Consider the following 24,590-nt stretch of genomic DNA (forward strand, 5'->3'; position numbering starts at 1 on the left):
CTCCTGGCCAATGTGAACGCTAACATGGCCGGAGTCAACACAGATCGACCGGGCCGCGGGTGATGCTCCGGCCCGGGGAAGGCCGAGGCTGGCGGGGCTCCTCCGGCCCGCGGCGTGGAGAGGGGCGGGCGCGGGGCGCCGCGGGACATCAGGCGAGGCCCGCGCTCGTGTGACTTGTCGCCCTCGATCGGTGTCGTTCGCGGCCTCAGCTGCGGAGAAATCCAGGCGTACTGTCGAGTGCGGCAGCATGGCAGGCATGGCAGGCATGGCAGCATGGATGAAGCCAGCGCCCGCTCTTCTTGACGCGGCGCTCCGGAGGAGCCCTGTCAGCCTTCTCGCTTCAGTCATGAGGAAGATGCAGGGTGGTCGATCTGGATTGACATCGCTTCTGTTAGCGTTAACATGACAACCCATTCGTATCTCTTGCTTCGCTCCGGAGGGGTGGTCATACGCGCCGAGAGCTTCGTCAGCCGATCGATCTCGGCGCCGGTTCAGCACGCTCGGTCGGCACGGGCGCGAGCCACGTTGAGCTCGCGGACGTCGCGGTCGCGGGTCAGCAGCGCTGGGCGCGGGGGCTCCACGACGACCCGCGCGCGCGTCGGTTCGCGAGCATCTGCTCGACGCCCCGCACATCCACCGAGCTGACCCGCGTCGACGACCTCAGGGGGATCACGACCTGAGAAACCCGTCGAGCCGGTCATGAGGCGGCTCGCGGCGCTGCGCCGGGCCGCTCACGACCATGGCATGGCCATTCGAACGAGACGCGATGTCGACGAGACGACGTTTGGCATTCCCACGTTCAATACCGGCGCGCTCGCCGGACTGGTGCAAAATGAGAATTTTTCCACTCGTGGTCCCTGCATTCATGCTCCTCGTCGCCTGTGGCTCCGACGCCGACCCGCCTTCGGGCGACCAGGCTAGCTCCAGCTCCAGCTCGACCGGCGTCGGGGGCGCAGGCGGAGGCGCCGCGACGAGCTCCAGCACGACCGCCTCGACCAGCGCGAGCTCCGTCGGCAGCGGCGGAGCCGGCGGCGACGGCGGCGCTGGCGGCGGCGGGGGAGCCGGCGGCAGCGGCGGCGAAGACCTGCTCGCGGCGGCCGCCAGCATCGACGGCTTCCGCTGGGAGATCCCCTGCGACCAAGACCCCGGCAACCGCGACGAGTGCGCGACGTCCACGCGGGTCGACGAGAAGAGGACGTTCGGCGGCTCGCCCGACACGGTCTACCAGGTGACCGTCCGGCTCCGGGGCGTGGTCGAGCCGGAGACGTATCGGGGCGGCACGCCCGACGGCATGCACTTCCGCGTGGGCGGCACGCCCGACAACGCGACGTACAACAGGTACAGCTTCTCGGTGTCCGACCCGCCCGAGGTCTACTACCTCAACGACAACCCCACCGTGGGGCACGACGTGTTCATCATCGACCACACGAAGACCATCCCGATCCGCGGCGGAGCCATGGTGTCCTTCCTGGGCGACGATCCGAATCGTACCATGATCGCCAACTTCAAGCATCTGGTCGTGGACGGCGTGCCGCCGGCGCCCGAGCCGTTCATCGGCCAGTTCATCCAGCTCGACGTGCAATCCGTCGAGCTGGCGCAGCCGTGACCTGGCGCCGCGGCGCACCGCGCGCCGCGGCGCTCTCTTCCGGCCGCCTTCACGAGTGACCTTATATCGATGATCTCATGCATCGAAGCAGCTGGTTTTGCTCTATAACCTTACCCGCTTAAGTACAGGAGAAGCTTATGAGAATGCGATTCGAACGCTGGCCCCTGCTGACCGCCCTCGCGCTCGCCGCGTGCGGTCCCGTCGATCAGCTCGACGAAGAGGGCTTCGACTTCGGCGACGCAGCCGAGAGCGTCACCATCGATGCAGCGGCGACCTACACGATCGTCGGCGTGCAGAGCGGAAAATGCGTCGAGGTGGCCGGGGGCAGCACCGCTGACGGCGCGGGCTTGCAGATCGCCGCCTGCAACGGGTCTGCGCGGCAACAGTTCCGCATGGAATCGGCGAGCGGCGGCTACTATCGCATCCGCAACGTGGGCAGCAACCGCTGCATGGACGTCGCGAACGCCTCGACCACCGACGGCGCCCGCGTCCAGCAATACTCCTGCTGGACCGGGGAGAACCAGCAGTGGTCGTTCGCGGACGTCACCGGCGGCGCCGTGCGCCTCACGGCGCGCCACAGCGGCAAGTCCATGGACGTCTACGGCCGCGGCACCGCGGACGGCACCGCCGTGATCCAGTGGGCGTCGAACGGCGGGACGAACCAGCAATTCCGACTCACGCCCGTGAGCTCGGGCGGAACGGGGACCGGCACCGGTGGAGGCAAGTTCGTCGGCAACATCACGACCGGCGGGCAGGTGCGATCGGATCTGGCCCGATACTGGAACCAGCTCTCCCCGGAGAACGAGGGCAAGTGGGGCTCCGTCGAGGGCCAGCGGAACGTCATGAACTGGTCCGGCATGGACCGGGTCCGGGATTACGCGCGCCTGAACAACATTCCTTACAAGGGCCACACCCTGATCTGGGGCGCCCAGCAGCCGGGCTGGCTCGCCGGTCTGTCGCAGAGCGAGCAGCGCGCGGAGGTGGAGGAGTGGATCCGGGCGTTCTGCCAGCGCTACCCGGACGTCGCCATCATCGACGTCGTGAACGAGCCGCCCCCGCACACCACGCCGGTGTACATGAACGCCCTCGGCGGCGCGGGAGCGAGCGGGTACGACTGGATCGTGCAAGCGTTCAAGTGGGCGCGGCAGTACTGCCCGAACGCCAAGCTGCTGCTCAACGACTACAACAACATCGAGTACAGCGGCGACAACCAGAACACCATCAACATCGTCAATCGGATCCGGGCGGCAGGGGCGCCCATCGACGGCATCGGAGCGCAGGCCCACGCCGCGTTCTCGATGCCGACCAGCACCGTGAAGACCTTCCTCGACCGGCTCGCCGCCACCGGTCTGCCGGTCTACATCACCGAGTACGACATCAACCTGGCGAACGACGCGCAGCAGCTCAGCGTGATGCAGAGCCAGTTCCCCATGTTCTACGACCATCCCAGCGTGAAGGGCATCACGCTGTGGGGCTACGTCAGCGGCCAGACGTGGCTCGCCAACTCGGGGCTCATGAGCAGCGGCGGCCAGATGCGGCCCGCCATGTCCTGGCTCATGGGCTACCTGGGGCGCTGACCGCGCCGACGCGCGCGCCCCCCGCGCGCGCGTCCCCGACAGCCGCGCGCCCGGAGAGCGCCGCGCAGGCTCGTCCTCACGGCGCAGGTTCGACGGAGCCTGCCCGTGAGCCCGAGCCCGCGCGGCCGATCCCGGGCGCCTTATGTGTCTTGTTTGCAGCTTCATACCTTGGTGAGTACAGGAGACGATGATGAGAATCGGACTTCGACTATCTTTGCTGTCCACGATGTTCGCCGCCGCCACCGCGTGCGGTCCCGCCGAGCAGCTCGACGAAGAGGGCTTCGATTTCGGCGACCTGGCGGAGAGCGTCACCATCGACACCGCGGCGACCTACACGATCGTCGGCGTGCAGAGCGGAAAGTGCGTCGAGGTGGCCGGAGGCAGCACCGCTGACGGCGCCGGCGTGCAGATCGCCGCCTGCAACGGCTCTGCGCGGCAACAGTTCCGCATGGAATCGGCGGGCGGCGGCTACTATCGCATCCGCAACGTGGGCAGCGACCGCTGCGTGGACGTCGCGGGAGCAGCTACCAGCGACGGGGCCCGCGTCCAGCAATACTCCTGCTGGACCGGGGAGAACCAGCAGTGGTCGTTCACGGACGTCACCGGCGGCGCCGTGCGCCTCACGGCCCGCCACAGCGGCAAGTCCCTGGACGTCTACGGCCGCGGCACCGCGGACGGCACCGCCGTGATCCAGTGGGCGTCGAACGGCGGGACCAACCAGCAATTCCGGGTCACGCCCGTGACCTCGGGCGGAGGGACGGGGGGCTCTGACGGCGGGGGCTGCGGCTTGCCCACCTCCTTCCGCTGGCAGTCGAGCGGCATCCTGGTGAGCCCGAAGTCGGACGCGACTCACAATATCGTGTCTGTCAAAGACCCGACGGTCGTCTTCCATAACGATCGCTACAACATCTATGCCACCACGGCGAACACCGCTGGCAACTGGCAGATGACCCACCTGAGCTTCACCGATTGGCCCCAGGCCGCGTCCGCGTCGCATTACTATATGGATCGCACGCCTGGGTTCAGCGGCTACCGGTGCGCGCCGCAGATCTTCTTCTTCAGGCCTCAGAACAAGTGGTACCTCATCTATCAATCGCAGCCGCCGCAGTTCTCCACGACCGACGACCCGAGCCGCCCGGAGACGTGGAGCAGGCCCCAGAACTTCTTCGCGTCAACGCCCGCTGGCATGCCCAGCCTGCCCATCGACTACTGGGTGATCTGCGACAGCGCCAACTGCTACCTCTTCTTCACCGGCGACGACGGTAAAATGTACCGCAGCCAGACCGCCCTGCGCAATTTCCCGAGCGGGTTCGGTCCTGTCTCGGTCGCCCTTCAGGACTCGAATCGCAACAACCTGTTCGAGGGGAGCTCCACGTACAAGATCAAGGGCATGGACAAGTACTTGACGCTCATCGAGGCCATCGGCCCGACGGGCGCCAGGTTCTATCGCTCGTTCACCGCCGATCGCCTCGACGGCGCGTGGACCCCGCTCGCGCACACCTGGAACGCGCCGTTCGCAGGCCAGAACAACGTCACCTACGCGTCGGGCGTGGCCGACTGGAGCGACGACGTCAGCCACGGCGAGCTGCTCCGCGACGGCAACGACGAGACCGCGACGATCGACACCTGCAATCTCCAGTTCCTGTATCAAGGCCGCGATCCGAGGTCGGGCGGCGAATACTCGCAGCTCCCGTATCGCCTCGGCCTGCTGAAGGCGGTGCGCTAGAGCACCGATCAGCCTGAAGCGCCCGAGAAGGAAGGGATTGGAACCACAGAGGCACAGAGGGCACAGAGGGATGAAGAAAAGATCCTGATCTCTCCCTCTTCTCTCTTCCTCTGTGTCCTCTGTGCCTCTGTGGTTCATACGCGGCGCGCCAAGCGACCCAGGCCGCGACCCCACGCCGGTGAGGTTCGCGTCCGGGTCGCCGGGTCTGGGCTCCGCCCGACGAGGCCTCAGCTCAGAACTGCGTGAAGAAGTCCCAGACCTCGCGAGGGTTCCAGGTCGTCGACTGGCCTTTGTCCTTCGGCGAGGGGGTGTGATCCCCGTCGAACGCACACCAGCGCGTGGGGTGCCCGCTCGAGCAGCCGGTGTACGAAACGCAGGTGTGCGTGCCGCTGCCCCTGGCGGGCTCGGGTGGATCCTGCGCCGTGCAGCCGTTGTTCTTGACGAACCTGTCGCGGATCTGCTCGCCCGAAGTGTAAGCGCAGGTCCCGTCGCTCACCCCGTGGGCACCGTAGAACGCGAGGGGCATCGTCCCTCCGTCGCAACCGGCGAGGAAGTCGGCGCCCCCGTACACCGCGATGGCGCGGAGCAGGTCAGGTCGAGCACAGCCGAGCGCCTTGGTCATACCGCCGCCATAGCTGAAGCCGTTCGCGAAAATCCGCGACTTGTCGACGCACAGGTCGGCCTCCACCTGCTCGAGAATGTCTTCTGTGAAGGTGACGTCCTCTCCGTTCGCGTTGCCCCAGCCAGCGTTCAGCCCGTCGGGCGCGATGAAGATGGTGCTGTTCTCGGCGAGGTCCCAGAGCCCGTAGAACGGGCTCTGCGTCGTGTAGCACCGGATCCCCTCTTTCGTGCAATCCACGACCTGCTCCGCGCTGCCCGTGTACCAGTGGTAAGCGATGACCAGCCGGTAAGGACGGTCCTTGTCGTAGCCGGCGGGGAGCCACAGGATGTACTTGCGGTCCTTGCCACCGCTCCGGATCGTGACGGTGCTCTTGTCCTTGAGCGTGGGCACCTTCCCGCAGCCTTCGCTCGGAACGACCCCGCCGCTCGACCCGCCCGATCCGCCGCTGCCGCCCGATCCGCCGCTGCCGCCCGATCCGCCGCTGCCGTCGCCGCCAGTGCCGCTGGCGACATCGCCGCCGCCGGATGTCGCTCCGCCCGAGCCCCCGTCGCCGGGTGCGCCTGCGCCAGCTGCCGTCGATCCTCCCGCGCCCGCGCTCCCGGGCGACCCCGTGCCCGCGGACACGGCCGCATCCGATGCGTCGCCGGAACCGCTCCCTCCGCAGCCTGCGAGGAGCCAGCATAGCGCCAGCTTGGGCAAGAGTATTCTCGAATTCATCAACGCTTCTCCGTTGTTCGATGGATCGGACGCAGCCCGCCTCGGAATGAGACGAAGCTGGCTGCCGTGGGGCCCGGCTCCGCGAGCGGCAGGTCCTGCAGCCGGGGCGCGGCGCCTCCGCGACGTGCGGATCTCCTGCTCCCTCAGGCGAGGATCGAATCGACGAGCCCGCCCTCGAGGCTCTCGTCGCCGAAATCGTCGAGCGGGCCGCCCTGGCCGTTCTTGCAGCCGACCGCCGCGCCGATCGTGTTGAGCAGCTTGTTGTTGGTGATCTTGACGTCGACGAACTGGCCGGTCTTCAGGTAGCCCGCGGCGCCGCCGGCGAGGATGTACGGGACCCTCCGGTACCCGTGGAACTTGTCGGCATTGTCGTTGAGCCACACCGCCACGCCGCGGTCGAGGAGCGTCCCCGAGCCGAGCTCGTAGGACGAGAGCCGGTCGAGCAGGTGCTTGAACATCCGCGCGTGGATCCGGTCGATCTGGTGGTGCAGCTCCTGAGCGCCCTCGATCGGCGGACCGGAGGTGCCGTCGCTGTCGATGCGGTGGGAGATCTTGTGGTAGCTCTTCTGCCGGACGCCATGGATCGTGTACTCGGTCCCGTCGTTGCCGTCGCCCACCTGGAGCGTCGCCACGCGCGTCACGCCGCACGCCATCGCGAGCGCGATGATGTCCATCTGCATGCGCGTGACGGTCTCCACGTTCTCGGATCTGCCGACGTTCGGCGAGATCGCCTCCATCTCGGCGACGGCCTCCGCCGGGAGATTGCACGCGAGCGCGACCTCGAGGTCGCGGATGCTGTCGAAATGGAGCGCTAGCCGCTCGCGATCGCTCTTGCTGAGGTCCTTCCGGCTCATGAGCGCCCGCATCTCCCCGCGCACCAGGTCGTTGACGCTGGTGCGGCGCTCGGTCAGCGCCTGCTGGGCCTCGGCGCCCACGTCGGCGAGCCCGAAGAGCTTCTTGTACGCGTTGATCGGGTTGCGCTCGGCGGCGCGGAGCTGCTTCGGCCCGCGGTACGAGAGCACCTCGTTGATGTAGCCGCCCATCCTGCCGGCGTAGAGCGTCAGCGGCTCGACGCCTGGCGGGTTGAGCTCGGTCGCGATGCGGTTGTCGATCGACTCGCCCATCGCGAGCGACTCGTTGCCCGATGGCTGATCCGACACGCGCGCGGCCGTCAGGCACTGGTTTCCGCCGCCGGAGTGGCCGCACCCGTTGGCCTTGAACGCGAAATCCACGCCGCGCACCATGATGAGCTGGCTCGCGTAGTCCTTGAGCTCGCTGACCGCCCGGCCGCTGTCCCGCTCCAGGGACGCCTTCGACAGCGGGCCCGTCTCGCTGGGCCAGAACATCTCGGGCTCGTCGCCGGCCGCCTGCGCCACGCCGTTCGCCTGGCGCATGAAGATCGCGAAGGGCGGCGCGTCGCCCGTGCCGGCCGCCGCGCGCCGGGGCGCGAACGTCTCCAGGAACGGGAGCGCGACCGTTACGCCAAACAGGCCTCGAAGCACACGTCGTCGGCTGATCATTGCGCCTCCGCGGGAACACGGGTGAGGAAGGTGTCGGACGAGACGACCTGAAGGATGAGCTCCTTGGTGGAGGCGCCGCCGCGCGACGCCTCGCCGAGCTCCTTGATGGACTGCCGGTCCTTCGCGCCCGTGCTGCGGCCCTGCGCGAACTCGATCCAGCGCCGCGCGTAGCACGCGTGGGCCTCGTCGCTCTCGGCGAGGATCCGGCTGAACTCGATCGCGTCCGCGTAGCTCTTCAGCTCGCCGCCGAACCGGTAGGCGTCCGCGGCGTCGACCGGCACGCCGTTGTCGATCGTGCGGTACTTGCCGATCGCGTCGTAATGCTCGAAGGCGAACCCGGCCGGGTTGATCCATGTCCCGTGGCACGCCTCGCCGCACGTCCCTTTGCCCGTGTGCGCCTCGACGCGCTCGCGGTTGGTCGCGTGCTCGCCCGGCGGCAGCCCCGTCGCGTTGTCCGGCGGCGGCGGCAGCGCGGCGCAGAGGATCCTGAGGTTCACGAAGACGCCGCGGTGGATCGAGTCCGGCTGCCGCGCCGTCGCCTTCGACGCGAGGAAGCCGAGGCGCGTGAGCAGCCCCGAGCGCTCCGCCTCGGCGAGCTCCACCTGCTCGAATTTGTCCGAGAACTCGCCCTCGACGCCGTAGACCGCGGCGAGGTGGTCGTTCACGAACGCGGTGCGCGAGGTGAGCAGGTCGGTGAGCCCACCCTCCTTGTCGAAGACGATGTGCTCCACGAACAGCTCCGCCTCGCGCTGCATGTCGTCCCCGATCTCGGGGACGAACTCGGGGTAGAGCGCCCGGTCCTTGTTGAGATCGTGGTACTGCTCGTAATCGTAGAGCTGCCGGTGGAACGCGCCGACGACGTCGCGGGCGCGCGGGTCGTCGAGCATGCGCTCGGCGTAGGCGCGGACGGCCTCGGGGGTCGAGAGCTCGCCCGCCTTCGCCGCGGCGAGGAGGTCGTCGGAGGGCATCGTGTTCCAGAAGAGGTACGCGAGCTTCGTCGCGATCTCGTGGCCGCTCAGCGGGATGAGCCCGCCCTTCGCCGGCCCGGCGCCGACCTCGACCCGGTAGACGAAATGGGGTGACTGCAGAAACGCCTCGAGCGCCGCGCGCGCGCCGGCGGCGAACGGATCGTTGCCGTCGAAGAGCTCCTCGCCGCGGTGGAACAGCGCGAGGTACGCGTCCCGCTCGCCGGCCGTGAGCGGCCGCCGGAACGCCCGCTCGCCGAACTGCTCGACGAACGCAAGCGCCCGCGCCTCCGGCTCGTCCGGCAGGTCCGCGGGCGCGATCCGATCGAGCTTGCCCTTGTCTTCGGCCACCATCGCCGCGAGCTCCTCGGCGGCGCGCTGGTAATCGCTCCAGAGCCCCGGGGTCACGAGGAGCGCGGCCTCGTTGTTGTCGAACACGCCGCCGAGCGGATCGGTCGTGAACGACGCCGAGAGACCGGGCCTGTCGTCGAGGCGCAGGAGATCGCGCACCGTGTTCTCCCACTGCGCGTGGCTGAGCCGCGGGAACATGCTGCGCTCGGCGACCTGCGCCGCCGCCGCGCCGCCCGGCGAGGCGCCGTCACCCTGATCCGGGTCGCCCAGGGAGCCGGTGCACCCCGCGAGGAGGAGCGCCGCAGCGCAGAGCCCCGCGCCGAGCGCCCGCCTCCAGCGCGGTCGGCCGGTGATCGAAAAAGACGGTGAGGTCATCATTGTCTCCTCAACAGGCTCTGACGAATGAACAGCTCTTTCAGCGTGGCTGTCAGCGCAACCACCAGAGACCAGAAATGGTGTGTTCTCCTCCGTCATCGAGCGCGGCTTCGGTTTGACCCGCGACGTTTGGCCGGCGGCCGATCAATGATGAGCAATTCGAGCCCGACCAGAGCTCGCGACCTCGCTCGTGCGCGAAATCGCGAGGGATCGCGCGATCCCGGGAGGCGCGCGACCGCGGGCGACCTGCGGTGCGCCGATCCGCCGCTCGCGGCGCGCACCGCAGGACGTACGGAGTCGGGCCGGGATCGAGCGGACGACGAGGGCCTCGGGCACACGGCACCCACCCAAGGCGAAGCAAAAGGATACCGCTTTGGTCGATTGTGAACGCTCACATTTGGAGTGTCAACGCCAATCGACCGACGCCCCCGCTGCCTGCGAGTGGCGGCTGGTCGGATTTTTGGTGGGATCTCGACTTGCAAGTCCGTTACACTACGGACGCGCTTTCGGAGCAGCGCGCAGAGGGGCGAGGATGAGCCGCGACAGGAGCGAGGGCACGTCGGGAGCGAGCGGACGCGCCCACGCGCACGGGAGATCCGGAGGAGACCGCGGCTCGGGCGCAGAGGGCTCGGCGGGCGCGCATCGCGAGCTCGACGGGAGCCCCGCGCGGGGTGGGGTGTCCGCGCACATCGATGGCGACATCGACCCCAAGGCAGAGAGCGCGGCGCTGCGCGCGCGCGTCGAAGAGCTGGAGAGCGAGCTGGCCGCGCTGCGCGGTGAGCTCGCGCGCGAGAGAGGGCTGGTCAGCGCGTCAGCGGCGTACCTCGACGCGCCGTTCGCGCGGGGCGCCACGCGGGTGCCGGCGCTGGTCCACTGGCGCCTGGATGGCACCGTGACGCGCTGGAGCGACGGCGCCGAGGGCCTCTTCGGTTGGAGCGAGGGCGAGGCCGTGGGCCGCCGCCTCTCCGACCTCGTGGCCGCGGATCCGGTGTCGCCCGAGGCGGTGCAGGCGTTCAAGCACGACGCTGGCGAGAGCTTCTTCGCCACGACCACGAGCGCGGGCACGACGAGAGAGGGAAACGCGATCACCTGCCGGTGGACCTACGCCGTGCTGCGCGACGAGCGAGGCGACGTCCGGGAGATCGCGGCCATCGTGGATGAAGGCGACGATCCGCGGCGGAGAGAGCACCTGGTGCACGAGCGCTATCAGCTCCTCCTGCAGCTCGTGGACAACTCGCCGAACGTCATGTTCATCAAGGACGCGGAGGGGCGGTACGTGTTCGTCAACCGCCATTATGCGCGCGCGCTCGGGCGGCACGCCATCGAGTTCCTCGGCAAGGACGAGCATGAGTTCGGCGCCACGCCGCCCAACGTCGCCGACGCGATCGTGGCGAAAGAACGCGAGGTCTTCGCGAGCGGCCGGCCGTTGCGGTACGAAGAGGTGCTGGACTACGGCAGCCAGAATTTCTATTTCTCCACGGTCAAATTCCCGGTTCACGACGCGCGCGGCGAGCTGGTCGGCGTCGGCGGCGTCGTGAGAGAGGACACCGACCTGAGGCGCTCGGAGGCCGAGCGCGCCGCGCTGCAGGAGCAGGTCATCGCCGCGCAGCGGGAGGCGCTCCGGGAGCTCTCGACGCCGCTCATCCCGCTCGCCGACGGCGTCCTGGCCATGCCGCTCGTCGGAACGCTCGACCGCGCGCGGGTGGGGCAGGTGATGGAGACGCTGCTCGCCGGGATCAGCAGCCAGCGCGCCCACACCGCGCTCCTCGACATCACCGGCGTGCGCGCCGTCGACGCGCTCGTCGCCGACGCGCTGACGCGGACCGCGCGCGCCGCCCGGATGCTCGGCACGCGCGTGGTGCTCACGGGCATCCGCCCGGAGGTGGCGAGGGCCCTGATCGAGCTCGGCGCGGACCTCTCCGGCATCGTCACGCTGAGCAGCTTGCAGAGCGGCATCGCCCACGCGCTCCGGCCCACGGAGCGCCCGCGCGCCACCCGTTGAGCGACCGAGCCGGCGCCGCCGGTGCTGGCGGCCGCGCTCGGGCCCGCGGTCACGGGCGGGCGAGCGGAGCGCCCGCTCCGGGCTGCGCCGCGCTCAGACCTGGATGCCTTGGAGCGGTGAGTTGACCCGGCCGGCGTCGATGCCGATCTCGGTCGCCTTCGAGCCCATGATCTGGGCGACCGTCAGGAGCGCCTTGCTCAGGTTGTCGCCGGGGAAGTTGTGGTGCTCGTCGCCGCGCAGCCGCCCGCCGGCCTTGCCCGCCAAGAGCACCGGCCATTCCGTCCGCGAGTGCGTCTTTCCCCAGGCGGTGTCGGACGTGACGAAGACGAGCGAGCTGTCGAGCAAGTTCGAGCTGCCGTGCGGCGTATTCTTGAGCTTGGTCAAGAACTCGTTGAGGCAGCGCATCGTGTAGATCACGCCCTTGTCGACGCGGGGCTGGCTGGATTGATCCCCGGGATCGCCGTGACAGATGGTGTCGTGGAAGTCGTCGTTCATGTCCTGCGCGAGGTGCCGGTAGTAGACGTGCGCGGCGGGCAGCGAGAACATGAACGAGAGCACGCGGGTCCTCTCGCAGGCGAGCGCGAGCGCCGAGAGCTCGACCATGGCGGTGTTCACCGCCGGCGGGGCTTCGCTCTGCATGTCCTTGCCGACGGCGGGGGCCGCCGGGCTGCTGCATGCCGTCGGCGTGCCGTCGCCGGGGGTTGTCGTCTCGAGCCGCCGCTCGATGGCGCGGATCGAGTCGAGGTGCTGCTCCACGCGTTGCCTGTCGGCCGCGCCGAGCCGCTGTTGCAGGCTCGCGCCGTCTTCCAGGACGGAGTCGAGCACGCTCTTCCGGACCCGCGCGAGCTTCGCGGCCTGCTCCGCTTGCGGATCGCTGGGCGCGGGCGATGTGCCCATGAACAACCGATTGAACACGGCCTTCGGGTCGAACTCCGGGTTGTTGCGCGAGTTCGGCCCCCGGTGCGAGATCGTGTGCAGCGAGTCCTGGGGGCCGTTCGGCGTCGCCGGCGTCACGCCCACCTCGAGAGAGCGGTACGGCGCCCCCGCCGAGATGGCGTCCGCGACGATCTGGTCGATGGATGCGGTGCGCACGGCGTTGCCGCCGAGCGGCGCGCCGGTCGTCGCCCCCGCCGACCCGGTGGGGTGCTCGAGGCCGGACACGACGAGCTTGTTCTCGAGGCCGCTGATCACGGTGAGGTGCGACTTGTGGTCAGCGAGCGGCTGGAGCTCGGGGCTGAGCTCCCAGGCCGAGCCGGAGCCCGTGCGCGCCGGCTTCCAGCGGCCGGGCAGCGTGCCGTTCCCGAAGAACCAGGTGACGTAGAGCGGCGAGACCGGGCCGTTCGGCGCAGCGTACGCCGTGCCGCTCTGGTTCAGCATGATCTCCAGCAGGGGGAGCGGGATGGTGACGGCGGCGCCCGTCGCCAGCATGCCCCGGAGTACGGTTCGTCGGTTCAAAGCTTTAAGCGTCATGGGGAACACCGTGCGATGAGGGGTGACGTGTTCGCGAGCGCGGGCGGCGCGCCCGCTCCGGGCTGCGCCGCGCTCAGACCTGGATGCCTTGGAGCGGTGAGTTGACCCGCCCGGCGTCGATGCCGATCTGGGTCGCCTTCGAGCCCATGATCTGGGCGACCGTCAGGAGCGCCTTGCTCAGGTTGTCGCCGGGGAAGTTGTGGTGCTCGTCGCCGCGCAGCCGCCCACCGGCCTTGCCCGCCAAGAGCACCGGCCATTCCGTCCGCGAGTGCGTCTTTCCCCAGGCGGTGTCGGACGTGACGAAGACGAGCGAGCTGTCGAGCAAGTTCGAGCTGCCGTGCGGCGTATTCTTGAGCTTGGTCAAGAACTCGTTGAGGCAGCGCATCGTGTAGATCACGCCCTTGTCGACGCGGGGCTGGCTGGATTGATCCCCGGGGTCGCCGTGACAGATGGTGTCGTGGAAGTCGTCGTTCATGTCCTGCGCGAGGTGCCGGTAGTAGACGTGCGCGGCGGGCAGCGAGAACATGAACGAGAGCACGCGGGTCCTCTCGCAGGCGAGCGCGAGCGCCGAGAGCTCGACCATGGCGGTGTTCACCGCCGGGGGCGCCTCGCTCTGTACATCCTTGCCGACGGCGGGGGCCGTCGGGCTGCTGCACGCCGTCGGCGTGCCGTCGCCGGGGGCCGTCGTCTCGAGGCGCCGCTCGATGGCGCGGATCGAGTCGAGGTGCTGCTCCACGCGTTGCCTGTCGGCCGCGCCGAGCCGCTGCTGCAGGCTCGCGCCGTCTTCCAGGACGGAGTCGAGCACGCTCTTCCGGACCCGCGCGAGCTTCGCGGCCTGCTCCGCTTGCGGATCGCTGGGCGCGGGCGATGTGCCCATGAACAACCGATTGAACACGGCCTTCGGGTCGAACTCCGGGTTGTTGCGCGAGTTCGGCCCCCGGTGCGAGACCGTGTGCAGCGAGTCCTGGGGGCCTCCCGGCGTCGCCGGCGTCAATCCCACCTCGAGAGAGCGGTACGGCGCCCCCTCCGAGATGACATCCGCGACGATCTGGTCGATGGAGGCGGCCCGCACGGCGTTGCCGCCGAGCGGCGCGCCGGTCGTCGCCCCCGCCGACCCGGTGGGGTGCTCGAGGCCGGACACGACGAGCTTGTTCTCGAGGCCGCTGATCACGGTGAGGTGCGACTTGTGGTCGGCGAGCGGCTGGAGCTCGGGGCTGAGCTCCCAGGCCGAGCCGGAGCCCGTGCGCGCCGGCTTCCAGCGGCCGGGCAGCGTGCCATTCCCGAAGAACCAGGTGACGTAGAGCGGCGAGACCGGGGCGTTCGGCGCAGCGTACGCCGTGCCGCTCTGGTTCAGCATGATCTCCAGCAGGGGGAGCGGGATGGTGACGGCGGCGCCCGTCGCCAGCATGCCCCGGAGTACCGTTCGTCGGTTCAAAGCTTTAAGCGTCATGGGGAATACCGTGCGACTAGCGTTGGGGGGCGACGGACGAAAAGGCCTTGCTCGTCACGACGTCGAGGACCAGCTCGCGCAGCTGGAACCCCGACGCCTCGAACGAAGCGTTCAGCTCGTTGACGACGCTGCCGTCGACGTCTCGCTCCTCGTGCCCCGCCGCATACGAGTAGAATTTGCGGACGAGGCATTGCGCGACCTTCTCGTTCGAGCCGATGGCCTCGCCGAGCTCGCGCGCGTCGGCGACCGGCTGCTTGTCGAACGACCCGCTCGGGTCGATCGGCAGGCCGTGATCGGTCGTGCGGTAGCGGCCGATCGCGTCGAAGTTCTCGAGCGGCAGGGCCAAGGGGTCCATGAACGCATGGCAACCGGCGCAGGTGGGGTCGGTCCGGTGGCGCTCGAGCCGCTGACGCTTGGTGAGGGGCATATCCGCGGTCGGCTCGTCGAGCACGATGTCGACGTCGCCGGGGGGCAACGGGATGGTCTTGCACAGAAGGGCCTCGCTCATGAACCTGCCGCGCAGGGTGGGGGAGCCCTCTTTCTGGTTCGCGAACTGCGAGAGGAAGCCCGCCTTGCCGAGGATCCCGAGGCGCGGGCCGTCCGCGGGCAACGAGCGGACCTCGAAGCGGTTCGAGCTGAGGCCGGTCGTGTCGAGGCCGTAGAGCTCGGCGAGCTCCGAGTTGACGACGACCTTCGTGGTCGAGAACAGGTCGAGCGCGCTCGCCTGATCGTCGAACGCGAGGACCTCCCAGGTGCCTCGCATGTCGCGGACCATCGCCTCTTGCAGCGCGGGGCCGTACTCCGGAAATAGCTCCGTGTCCTTGGCCTGCGTGCCGATGCGCTCGAGCCGCATGTACTCCTCGGCGAACGCGCCGACGGCCTCGCGTCCAGCGGGCGCGTCGAGCAGCCGCGTCGCCGCCTCACGGACCCCCTCCACCGTCTCGAGGGCGCCGCTCTTGGCCTGGTCGAGCAGCTCCTTGTCCGGCAGGCTGTTCCACACCAGGAACGCGAGCCGGGACGCCATCTCGTAGCCCGTCAGGCGGAGCGACCCGCTGGCGCTCGGCGCTCCGAGCTCCGGGCGGTACAGGAAGTTCGGCGACGTGAAGAGGGCCACCGTCGCCCAGCGGGCACCCTCGATGGCGCTGCCGAGCTCGGTCGCGGCCGTCGCGGCGACCCCCGCGAGCCGGTCGACCTCCACGGCCTCGAGCGGGCGGCGCCACGCTCGGAGCCCCTGCGTCTCGATGAAGCCGCGCACGCAAGCGTCGTCCTTCGCGCCGCTGGGCGCGCAACCGATGAATCGGTCCCGCCTCGCGGAATCCGCGAACACCGTGTTCACGGCGTCCTCGATGGCCGTGTGGTACTGCTCGACGCCGCGTTCCGAGGTCACGACGGTCGCGGCGCCGATGACTGCAAAGTTACCGTTCCAGCTGTCGGAGTCGAGCTTATTGACGTCGACCTCGACCTCGAACACGTCGCGCACCGCGTTGCGGAACTGCGTTCGCGTCAAACGGCGCAGCATCCCGGCAGCGGGCTGGAACGGCGGAGGAGCCGAGCCCGTCGACGGTCCGTCGCTTCCAACGGAGGGCGGCCCATCGCCGTCCTCCGAGTCACCCAGCGTGCCCGTGCACGCGGCCGCGAATGCGAGCGTGCACACAGCGGCGATCTCTCTTGAAGTACGGCGCTCGTGCCACCACGGCTTCTTCATCTTGCTCTCCGATAACGTAAGGGAGTGACGACGCACGGGAGCCCGCGGCGGGCAATCCTGCCTCAGGGCTGCTGGTCGCACCTCGAACCGCACATCGCCCGGCGTGACCTGGGCACAACGTCGATCACCGTCAGCGATCGCTTGCGCGACGACCGTGCGAGCGGTGTCGGCGCGCGGATCGATCCCGATCCCGAGGACGCAGGGCCCGGTACGCACGGCCGCCTCCTCCGGGGCAAAGCGAAAGAATACCCCTGGGGAGAATGTGAACGTTCACATAGCCGATGTCAAAACAAATGTGACGGAGCGTCCGCGCCCGGACCCGGTGGAGGACCGGGCCGGCGGGCCTACGCCGGAGGCCCGTACGCGCTCAGCGATTCCGGGGGGCCGCGGCCGTGCTCTTGCGCACGACCAGCTTGGTCTCGACCACGACGTGCGCATAGGAGCGGTGGCCGCTCTCGATCTGACCGAGCAGGAGGTGGAGGCACCTTCGCCCGAGCGCGGAAAAATCCTGGTTTACGGTGGTGAGAGGCGGCGTGAAGTAGGCCGCCTCCGGGATGTCGTCGAAGCCGACGATGCTGATGTCCTTCGGCACGTCGCGCCCGGCCTCGTGGAGAAAGCGGAGCAGGCCGAGCGCCATCTGGTCGTTGGCCACGAACACGCCGGTGATGCCCGGCGTGCGCACCAGCTGCGGGCCGAGCTCGTACCCCGAGCGGGCGCTCCAGTCGCCGCGCAGGAGAGGGGGCCGCTCGACGCCGGCGGCGACGAGCGTCGAACGCCAGCCGTCGATGCGCTGGTCGGCCTCGAGCCAGTCGGGCGGACCGGCGACGTGCCACACCGTCTTGTGCCCCAGGTCGAGGAGGTGGCGGGTCGCGGCCGCCGCGCCGCCGTGCTGGTCGACGGCGACCACCGGGATCGAGTCGTCCGGCCCACCCTCGACGGCGACCACCGGCACGTCGGAGGTGATGTGGCGGAGCGCGTCCACCGCCGACCGCTGCGGGGCGATGACCACGACGCCGTCGGCGCCCTGGTCGCACAGCCGCTTCACCGCGTCCACCACCGACGCGCGGCTGAGGGACTTGACACTGGCGATGCTGACGCCGTACCCGGCGTCGTGCGCCGCCTCCTCGAGCCCGAGGAGCGTCGACGCGGGGCCGTAGAGCGTCGTGTCGAAGCTGACCACGCCCAGCGTCCGCGAGCGCCCGGTGACGAGCGCCTGCGCCACGGAGCTCGGGCGGTAGTCGAGCTGGCGGATCGCTTCGAGCACGCGCTCGCGTGTCTCGCGGTGCACGTGGGGGCTGTCGTGCAGGACGCGCGAGACGGTCTGGTGCGAGACGCCGGCGAGCTTGGCCACATCGACCATGACCGCGGCGCGGCGCCCGCCTCGCTTGACGCGCCGCTCTGGAGGGGAGTTCTCAGCCATCGGGGCTGGAGCTTAGTCGTGAACGGACGGATTGGAATCCACATCGAACATGACCAGGGCTCGGCGCCCGTCCGCTTGACGCGCCGCTCCAGGAGCGATGCGCCAGCCGCCGCCGGGTCCCAGGCTCAGCCGTCGCGGGCAGGATCGGCATTGACTTCGGCCATGTGAACGTTCACAATGCCGTCTCATCCTTCGGCTTTGCCCCGAAGCGGGCCGCTGCGCGCGCCGGAACCGCCGCTGCCGGGCCCGTTCGGCACGGACGCCGTCCGCCAGCCGTCGTGGGCGCAGCCCAGCCGAGCGCGGGAGGGGCGGGCGAGGCGTGGGACCAGGAGCCACGATGACCATGAGGAGACTCGCTCGTTCTTCGTTGATGCTCGCAGCTGCCCTCTCGGCGCCGAGCTGTGCCGGACCCCTCGACACCCCGGGGTCCTCGACGGGAGGGGGCCAGGGCGGCTCCTCCGAGGGCACGACCGTCGGCACCGGCGGCGCCTCGACGACCAGCGCCGCCGTCTCCACGACCGGCGGCACCGGCGGCGGAGCGACGACGGGCGGGGTCGACGCGACCGGCGGCGGCGGCGGCGGCGCCGGCGGCGCTCCCCCCGGCGTGGCGAACGGGTACGCCCGGAACCCGATCGTGAGCCACATCTTCACGGCGGATCCGTCGGCGCACGTGTTCGAAGGGCGCGTGTACATCTACGCGTCCCACGACCCGGACGACCAGTCGGGCTACTCGATGGTCGACTACCACGTCTTCTCGTCGGACGACCTCGTGAACTGGCAGGATCACGGGGTCGCGCTGGCCGCGGCGGACACGTGGGCCAGGTACCTGTACGCTCCGGACGCCTGCTACAGCGAGGCTAACGGAAAATACTACCTGTACTTCCCGGATTCGGGGAGCGGGATCGGGGTCGCGGTCTCCGACACGCCGGGAGGCCCGTTCAAGGAAGCGCTGGGCAAGCCGCTCATCTCGAAGAGCACGCCGGGCGTCGGGGACGTGGACTGGCTCTTCGACCCCACGTGCTTCATCGACGATGACGGCCAGGCGTACCTCTATTTCGGCGGAGGTCCGACCGGCACGGGCGACAACGCTCGCGTCATCCGCCTCGGCCGGGACATGATCAGCCTCGCGGACGCGTCGGCGACGACCATCAAGGCGCCGGCCTTCTTCGAGGCGTCGTTCATGCACAAGCGCGACGGGAAATACTACTTCTCGTACTCGACCGACTTCACGGGCCACGCGGCGTACATCGATTACATGATGAGCGACAACCCGATGACCGGGTTCACCTACGCTGGGACCATCCTGCCGAGCCCGGCCGACAACAACGGCGACAACAACCACCACTCGATCGTCGAGTACCAGGGCAACTGGTACATCTTCTTCCACAACCGCGTGCTCGCGAAGCGCGACGGCTTCTCGAACTACCAGCGCAGCATCACGGTCGACAACCTGATGTACGACGCGCAGGGCAAGATCGTCCAGGTCTCCGCCACGAAGGGCAGGGTGGCTCAGCTGAAGAGCGTCAACGCGCGCGCCCGCATGGAGGCGGAGACCATGGCCGCCCAGCGCGGCATCGAGGTCGACGTCGTGCAAGAGGGCGGCGCGCGCGCCGGGGTCGCCGTGGGCTGGATCAACGACAAGGACTGGATCGGGTACTCGCAGCTCGACTTCGGCGGCGGCGTGGAGACGTTCCGTGCGCGCGTGTCCTCGGGCTCGACCGCTGGCGGCTCGATCGAGGTGCTGCTGGGCGGCTGCGAGGGGTTCACCGACGCGCCGGGCGAGCGCATCGGCGTGTGCGCGGTCGGCCCCACGGGAGGCTGGCAGGCGTGGACGGATGTCGAGTGCGCGGCTCCGGTTCCGCCGGGAGTCCACGATATCTGTCTACGCTTCACCGGTACCGGTTCTGATCCTCTGCTCAACCTGGATTATTTTCAGTTCAAGTGATCGCGGCGCCGCGCTCGACGCGCCGGCCAGACGAGCTCGCCCGCCCGGGAGCCGAGCCGCAGCAGCGGCACGGCGATTGTTGTTGACATCGAAGATGTTAACGTTCACATTGAAACATCATCACTTCGGATTGGCCATGAGCAGGTCGTCATGAGCACTGGGACCTTCGTCATCGGGATCGATTTCGGCACCGACTCCGTCCGTTCGGTCGTCGTGGACGCGCGCGACGGCGCGCTCGCGGGGGCGGCGGTCGCGCCCTACCCGCGCTGGGCGCAAGGTCGTTATTGCGACCCGCGCGAGCACCGGTTCCGCCAGCATCCGCTCGACTACCTCTCTGCGATGGAGTCGTCGATCCGAGCGGCCCTGGCGCAGGCGGGCGGCGACGTGGCCGCCCGCGTGCGCGGGATCTCGGTCGACACCACCGGCTCGACGCCGGTCCTGGCCGACGCGAAGGGCAGGCCGCTCTCGCTGCTCCCTGGCTTCGAGGAGGATCCGGACGCGATGTTCATCCTCTGGAAGGACCACACCGCCGTGGCCGAGGCGGCGCGGATCAACGAGCTCGCCCGCTCCTGGGGCGGCCCGGATTACACGAAGTTCTCGGGGGGCGTGTACTCCTCCGAGTGGTTCTGGGCCAAGGCGCTCCACGTCGTCGAGAACAACCCGGCGGTGGCGCGCGCGGCGGTCACCATCCTCGAGCACTGCGACTGGATCCCAGCGGTCCTCACCGGCACCGAGGATCTCGGGCGGATCCGGCGGAGCCGCTGCGCCGCGGGCCACAAGGCCATGTGGCACCCGGAGTTCGACGGGTATCCGTCGAGCGATTTCCTGGCGAGGCTGAGCCCACGCTTGCCCGCGCTCAGGGAGACCCTCGGCTCGCGCACCTTCACCGCGGACGCGCCCTTCGGGACGATCTCGCCCGCGTGGGCCGCGACGCTCGGCATCCCGGCGGACGTCGTCGTGGGCGTCGGCGCCTTCGACGCGCACATGGGCGCGGTGGGCGGCGACATCCAGCCTCACCACCTGCTCAAGGTGATGGGCACGAGCACGTGCGACATGCTCGTCGCCCCGAAGACGGACGCGACCGAGGTCCTGGTCGCCGGGATCTGCGGCCAGGTGGACGGCTCGATCCTCCCCGGCGCGATCGGCTACGAGGCGGGGCAGTCCGCCTTCGGCGACGTCTTCGCGTGGTTCAAGCAGCTGCTCAGCTGGCCGCTCCTCGCGATCCAGCCGGACGCCCCGGAGGCCGGCGATCCGCGCCGGGCGGCGCTCGCCGACGCGATCATGGACCGGATCATCCCCGCGCTGGACAAGGCCGCCGCGGAGATCCCGCCGTCGCGGAGCTCCGTCGTCGCGCTCGACTGGTTCAACGGGCGGAGGACGCCGGACGCGGACCAGCGGCTCCAGGGCGCGATCGCCCGCCTGGATCTGGGCACCGACGCGCCGCGGATCTACCGCGCGCTGGTCGAGGCGATCGCCTTCGGCTCGCGCGCCATCGTCGAGCGCTTCCGCGCGCAGGGGATCCGCATCGACGGCATCATCGGTATCGGAGGGGTCGCGCGCAAGAGCCCCTTGACCATGCAGGTCCTCGCGGACGTGCTCGACATGACCGTCGAGGTCCGCGCCGGCGAGCAGCCGGTCGCGCTGGGAGCGGCGATGTTCGCCGCGACCGCGGCGGGCCTGCACGCCACGATCGAGGACGCGCAGCGCGCGATGTCCTCCGGGACCGAGGCCCGTTATCGACCGGATCCCGCGCGCGCCAGGCTCTATGACGCGCTGTACAGGGATTATGTCGAGCTCGGATCGTTCGTGGAAGAGGAGCTGACGCAATGAGCGGTGTCGCGATGCAGGATCTTCGGGAGAGCTTCGAGGTTTGGTTCTTGACCGGCAGCCAGGACCTCTACGGCGAGGACACGCTGAAGCAGGTCGCCGAGCACGCGCGGGAGATCGCCGGGTTTCTCGACGCCTCGGGCAAGCTCCCGGTCAAGGTCGTCTGGAAGCCGACGCTGAAGAGCCCCGAGGCGATCCTCGCCGTCTGTCGCGAGGCGAACGCGACGCCGCGGTGCGCCGGCGTGATCACGTGGATGCACACGTTCTCACCCGCGAAGATGTGGATCGCGGGGCTCACGCGGCTCGAGAAGCCGATCGCTCACCTGCACACGCAGCACGGGCGCGAGCTCCCCTGGGGGAGCATCGACATGGACTTCATGAACCTGCACCAGTCCGCCCACGGAGATCGCGAGTTCGGGTACATCGGCGCGCGCCTGCGCATCGAGCGGAAGGTCGTGGTCGGGCACTGGCAGGACGACGACGTGCTCGCCAAGCTCGACGTCTGGGCGCGCGCGGCCTGCGCGATGCTGGACGCGCGGCGGCTCAAGATCGCGCGCTTCGGCGGCATGAACATGCGCGAGGTGGCCGTCACCGGCGGGGACCGCGTCGAGGCGCAGGTCAAGCTGGGGTGGTCGGTGAACGGCTACGGCGTGGGCGACCTCGTCGGGCGGATCGCGGACGTGGACGAGGCCGAGGTCGAGCGCCTGGTGGCGGAGTACGACGAGGCGTACTCGGTCGCTCCCGCCCTGAGGAAGGGCGGCGCGCGCCGCAACGATCTGCGCTACGCGGCGAGGCAGGAGGCGGCGCTGCGCTCCTTCCTGAAGGAGGGCGGCTTCGGCGGGTTCACGACGACCTTCGAGGACCTGCACGGGCTCAAGCAGCTCCCCGGCCTCGCGGTGCAGCGGCTCATGGCCGACGGCTACGGCTTCGGCGCCGAGGGCGACTGGAAGTCGTGCGGCCTCGTCCGCGCGCTGAAGGTCATGGCGACCGGGCTGCGCGGCGGCGTCTCGTTCATGGAGGACTACACCTATCACCTCGTCGACGGGAAGGAGCGGGTCCTCGGCGCCCACATGCTCGAGATCTGCCCGACGATCGCCGCGGGGAGGCCGTCGCTGGAGATCCACCCGCTCTCCATCGGCGGCAAGGCGGACCCGTGCCGGCTGGTCTTCGACTCCGGGACCGGGCCCGCCGTGAACGTGTCCATGATCGATCTGGGCGGCCGCATGCGGATGGTCGCGAACGAGCTCGAGGCGGTGCCGCCCGAGGAGGAGATGCCGAACCTGCCCGTGGCGCGCGCGGTGTGGATCCCGAAGCCGGACTTCAAGCGCGCGTGCGAGGCCTGGATCCTCGCGGGGGGCGCTCATCATTGCGCGCACAGCCGCGCCGTGACGATGGAGCACCTGGAGGACTTCGCGTCGATCGCCGGCGTGGAGCTGATCCGCATCGGGGTCGGGACCGAGATCCACGCGCTGAGGAACGAGCTGCGCTGGAACGACCTCGCCTACCGGCTGTCGCGCTGAGGGATGTGACGTGAGCGCGACCTACCGAGAGCTGCGAGAGCGCGCCTGGGCGGCGAACCTGGAGATCCCGCGCCGAGGGCTCGCGATCTACACGTTCGGCAACGTCTCGGCGTTCGACCGCGACCGGGGCGTCCTGGCCATCAAGCCGAGCGGCGTGCCGTACGACCGGCTGTCGATCGACGACATGGTGGTCGTCGATCTCGAGGGGAAGGTGGTCGAGGGCCAACTCCGACCTTCCTCGGATACCCGGACGCACATCGTCCTCTACGCGAACTTCCGCGGGGTGGGCGGCATCGTCCACACCCACTCGACCTACGCGACCGGCTGGGCGCAGACGGGCATGCCGATCCCGATCTACGGGACGACCCACGCCGATCACCTGGCAGAGGACGTGCCGTGCACCGCGGTGATGCGGCCGGACGCCGTGCAGGGCGACTACGAGACCGAGACCGGCAGGCAGATCCTCGAGTGCTTCGCGGAGCGGAACCCGCTCCACACGCCGATGGTGCTGGTGGCGGGACACGCCCCCTTCGCGTGGGGAGAGGACGCCGACAAGGCGGTGTACAACGCGGCGGTGCTCGAGGAGATCGCGCGGATGGCGTTCATCACCCGCACGATCCACCCGGGCGCCGCGCGCCTCCCGGACGCGCTCGTGCGCAAGCACTTCGAGCGGAAGCACGGCAAGGGCGCGTATTACGGCCAGAAGTAAGGCCGGACACCGCGGGGGCGACGAAGAGCGCGCGTCCCGCGGACGAGATGTGCATAGGATGGAGCGGAAAGGAGCTGCGCCATGAAGAGGAGCCGTGTTGTCGCCGTCGCGATGATGGTCCTGACTGGACTATCGGTGATCCTGGGTGGGTTGGGTTGTCAGTCGGAGAAGAAGAAGATCACGCTGGGGTTCTCGCAGATCGGCGCCGAGAGCGAGTGGCGGACGGCGAACACGAAGTCGATCGAGGAGGCCGCCAAGGCCGCGGGGATCGAGCTCAAGTTCTCCGACGCGCAGCAGAAGCAGGAGAACCAGATCAAGGCCATCCGGTCGTTCATCGCCCAGAAGGTGGACGTCATCGCGTTCTCGCCCGTGGTCGAGACCGGCTGGGAGCCCGTCCTGCGCGAGGCCAAGGCGGCCAAGATCCCGGTCATCTTGACCGATCGCGCCGTGGACACGAAGGACGACAGCCTCTGGGTCACCTTCATGGGGTCGGACTTCGTCGAGGAGGGCCGCCGCGCGGCGAAGTGGCTGGTCGAGAAGACGAAGGACCAGCAGGGCACCGTCAACATCGTCGAGCTGCAGGGCACGGTCGGCTCCGCCCCCGCCATCGATCGCAAGAAGGGGTTCGAGGAGATCATCAAGGACAAGCCGAACTTCAAGATCCTCCGCTCGCAGACGGGGGACTTCACCCGCGCCAAGGGCAAGGAGGTCATGGAGGCGTTCCTCAAGGCGGAGGGGAAGAACATCAACGTCCTCTACGCCCACAACGACGACATGGCGATCGGCGCGATCCAGGCCATCGAGGAGGCCGGCCTGAAGCCCGGCAAGGACATCCTGATCATCTCGATCGACGCGGTGAAGGGCGCGTTCGAGGCGATGATGGCCGGCAAGCTCAACGTGACGGTCGAGTGCAGCCCCCTGCTCGGGCCGCAGCTCATGAGCGCGGTGAACGACCTCGTGGCCGGCAAGACGTTGCCCAAGCGCATCGTGACCGAGGAGGGCGTGTTCCCGATGGAGACCGCCGCCGCGGAGTTCCCGAAGCGCAAGTACTGAGCGCGACGGAGAGCTCGGCGCGGAGACCGG

General features: G+C 69.3%; 16 protein-coding genes. 9 read left to right on the forward strand and 7 right to left on the reverse strand.

The features are described 5' to 3' along the window. Positions 1-850 precede the first annotated feature (850 nt). The 3 genes from WMF26_RS11895 (at position 851) to WMF26_RS11905 (ending at position 4,909) form a co-directional block, all read left to right on the forward strand. On the forward strand, positions 851-1,606 hold the full coding sequence (locus WMF26_RS11895; protein WP_438000414.1) for a hypothetical protein: 756 nt from the start codon (positions 851-853) through the stop codon (positions 1,604-1,606). A 137-nt stretch (positions 1,607-1,743) separates the two neighbouring features. Further along, a complete protein-coding gene (locus tag WMF26_RS11900; RefSeq protein ID WP_438000415.1) occupies positions 1,744-3,183 on the forward strand; it encodes an endo-1,4-beta-xylanase in 1,440 nt (479 codons plus the stop codon). Between the two features lie 190 nt (positions 3,184-3,373). Then, positions 3,374-4,909, forward strand: a complete 1,536-nt coding sequence (locus WMF26_RS11905; protein ID WP_438000416.1) for a non-reducing end alpha-L-arabinofuranosidase family hydrolase — start codon at positions 3,374-3,376, stop codon at positions 4,907-4,909. A gap of 232 nt (positions 4,910-5,141) precedes the next feature. On the opposite strand, the gene WMF26_RS11910 is transcribed toward WMF26_RS11905, so the two are convergent. The 3 genes from WMF26_RS11910 to WMF26_RS11920 form a co-directional block, all read right to left on the reverse strand. Beyond that, positions 5,142-5,921, reverse strand: coding sequence for an alpha/beta hydrolase family esterase (locus WMF26_RS11910; protein WP_438000417.1), 780 nt, complete (start codon positions 5,919-5,921; stop codon positions 5,142-5,144). A gap of 470 nt (positions 5,922-6,391) precedes the next feature. Continuing rightward, positions 6,392-7,750 (reverse strand): DUF1552 domain-containing protein, encoded by a 1,359-nt coding sequence (locus WMF26_RS11915; RefSeq protein ID WP_438000418.1) that lies wholly within the window; start codon positions 7,748-7,750, stop codon positions 6,392-6,394. 14 nt (positions 7,751-7,764) lie between these two features. Then, a complete protein-coding gene (locus tag WMF26_RS11920; RefSeq protein WP_438000419.1) occupies positions 7,765-9,459 on the reverse strand; it encodes a DUF1592 domain-containing protein in 1,695 nt (564 codons plus the stop codon). A gap of 532 nt (positions 9,460-9,991) precedes the next feature. Between WMF26_RS11920 and WMF26_RS11925 the strand changes: the two genes are divergently transcribed. Then, on the forward strand, positions 9,992-11,461 hold the full coding sequence (locus WMF26_RS11925; RefSeq protein WP_438000420.1) for a PAS domain-containing protein: 1,470 nt from the start codon (positions 9,992-9,994) through the stop codon (positions 11,459-11,461). A 93-nt stretch (positions 11,462-11,554) separates the two neighbouring features. On the opposite strand, the gene WMF26_RS11930 is transcribed toward WMF26_RS11925, so the two are convergent. From WMF26_RS11930 to WMF26_RS11945, 4 genes are all read right to left on the reverse strand, one after another. Beyond that, entirely contained in the window at positions 11,555-12,916 is a 1,362-nt protein-coding gene (locus tag WMF26_RS11930; protein ID WP_438000421.1) for a DUF1552 domain-containing protein, read from the reverse strand. An 88-nt stretch (positions 12,917-13,004) separates the two neighbouring features. Then, positions 13,005-14,339 (reverse strand): DUF1552 domain-containing protein, encoded by a 1,335-nt coding sequence (locus WMF26_RS11935; RefSeq protein WP_438000422.1) that lies wholly within the window; start codon positions 14,337-14,339, stop codon positions 13,005-13,007. A gap of 58 nt (positions 14,340-14,397) precedes the next feature. Next, positions 14,398-15,888, reverse strand: a complete 1,491-nt coding sequence (locus tag WMF26_RS11940) for a DUF1592 domain-containing protein (RefSeq protein ID WP_438000423.1) — start codon at positions 15,886-15,888, stop codon at positions 14,398-14,400. 565 nt (positions 15,889-16,453) lie between these two features. Continuing rightward, the gene (locus WMF26_RS11945; protein ID WP_061628533.1) at positions 16,454-17,506 is read right to left on the reverse strand and encodes a LacI family DNA-binding transcriptional regulator; all 1,053 of its coding nucleotides are present in this window, start codon (positions 17,504-17,506) and stop codon (positions 16,454-16,456) included. Positions 17,507-17,843: 337 nt separating this feature from the next. Here WMF26_RS11945 and WMF26_RS11950 point away from each other — a divergent pair, with 337 nt between their 5' ends. The 5 genes from WMF26_RS11950 (at position 17,844) to WMF26_RS11970 (ending at position 24,560) form a co-directional block, all read left to right on the forward strand. Continuing rightward, positions 17,844-19,451 (forward strand): glycoside hydrolase family 43 protein, encoded by a 1,608-nt coding sequence (locus WMF26_RS11950; protein ID WP_438000424.1) that lies wholly within the window; start codon positions 17,844-17,846, stop codon positions 19,449-19,451. Between the two features lie 150 nt (positions 19,452-19,601). Further along, complete coding sequence (locus tag WMF26_RS11955) at positions 19,602-21,281, forward strand: ribulokinase (protein WP_438000425.1); 1,680 nt, start codon at positions 19,602-19,604, stop codon at positions 21,279-21,281. Positions 21,282-21,292: 11 nt separating this feature from the next. Further along, positions 21,293-22,798, forward strand: coding sequence for an L-arabinose isomerase (gene araA / locus WMF26_RS11960; RefSeq protein ID WP_061628535.1), 1,506 nt, complete (start codon positions 21,293-21,295; stop codon positions 22,796-22,798). A 10-nt stretch (positions 22,799-22,808) separates the two neighbouring features. Beyond that, positions 22,809-23,507 carry an L-ribulose-5-phosphate 4-epimerase gene (locus WMF26_RS11965; RefSeq protein WP_438000426.1) on the forward strand — a complete coding sequence of 233 codons (699 nt, stop codon included), beginning with the start codon at positions 22,809-22,811 and terminating at the stop codon, positions 23,505-23,507. Positions 23,508-23,618: 111 nt separating this feature from the next. After that, entirely contained in the window at positions 23,619-24,560 is a 942-nt protein-coding gene (locus WMF26_RS11970) for an ABC transporter substrate-binding protein (RefSeq protein ID WP_437339471.1), read from the forward strand. Positions 24,561-24,590: the final 30 nt, after the last annotated feature.

The organism is Sorangium sp. So ce185 (assembly GCF_051526825.1).
GTDB classification, from domain to species: Bacteria; Myxococcota_A; Polyangia; order Polyangiales; family Polyangiaceae; genus Sorangium; species Sorangium cellulosum_D.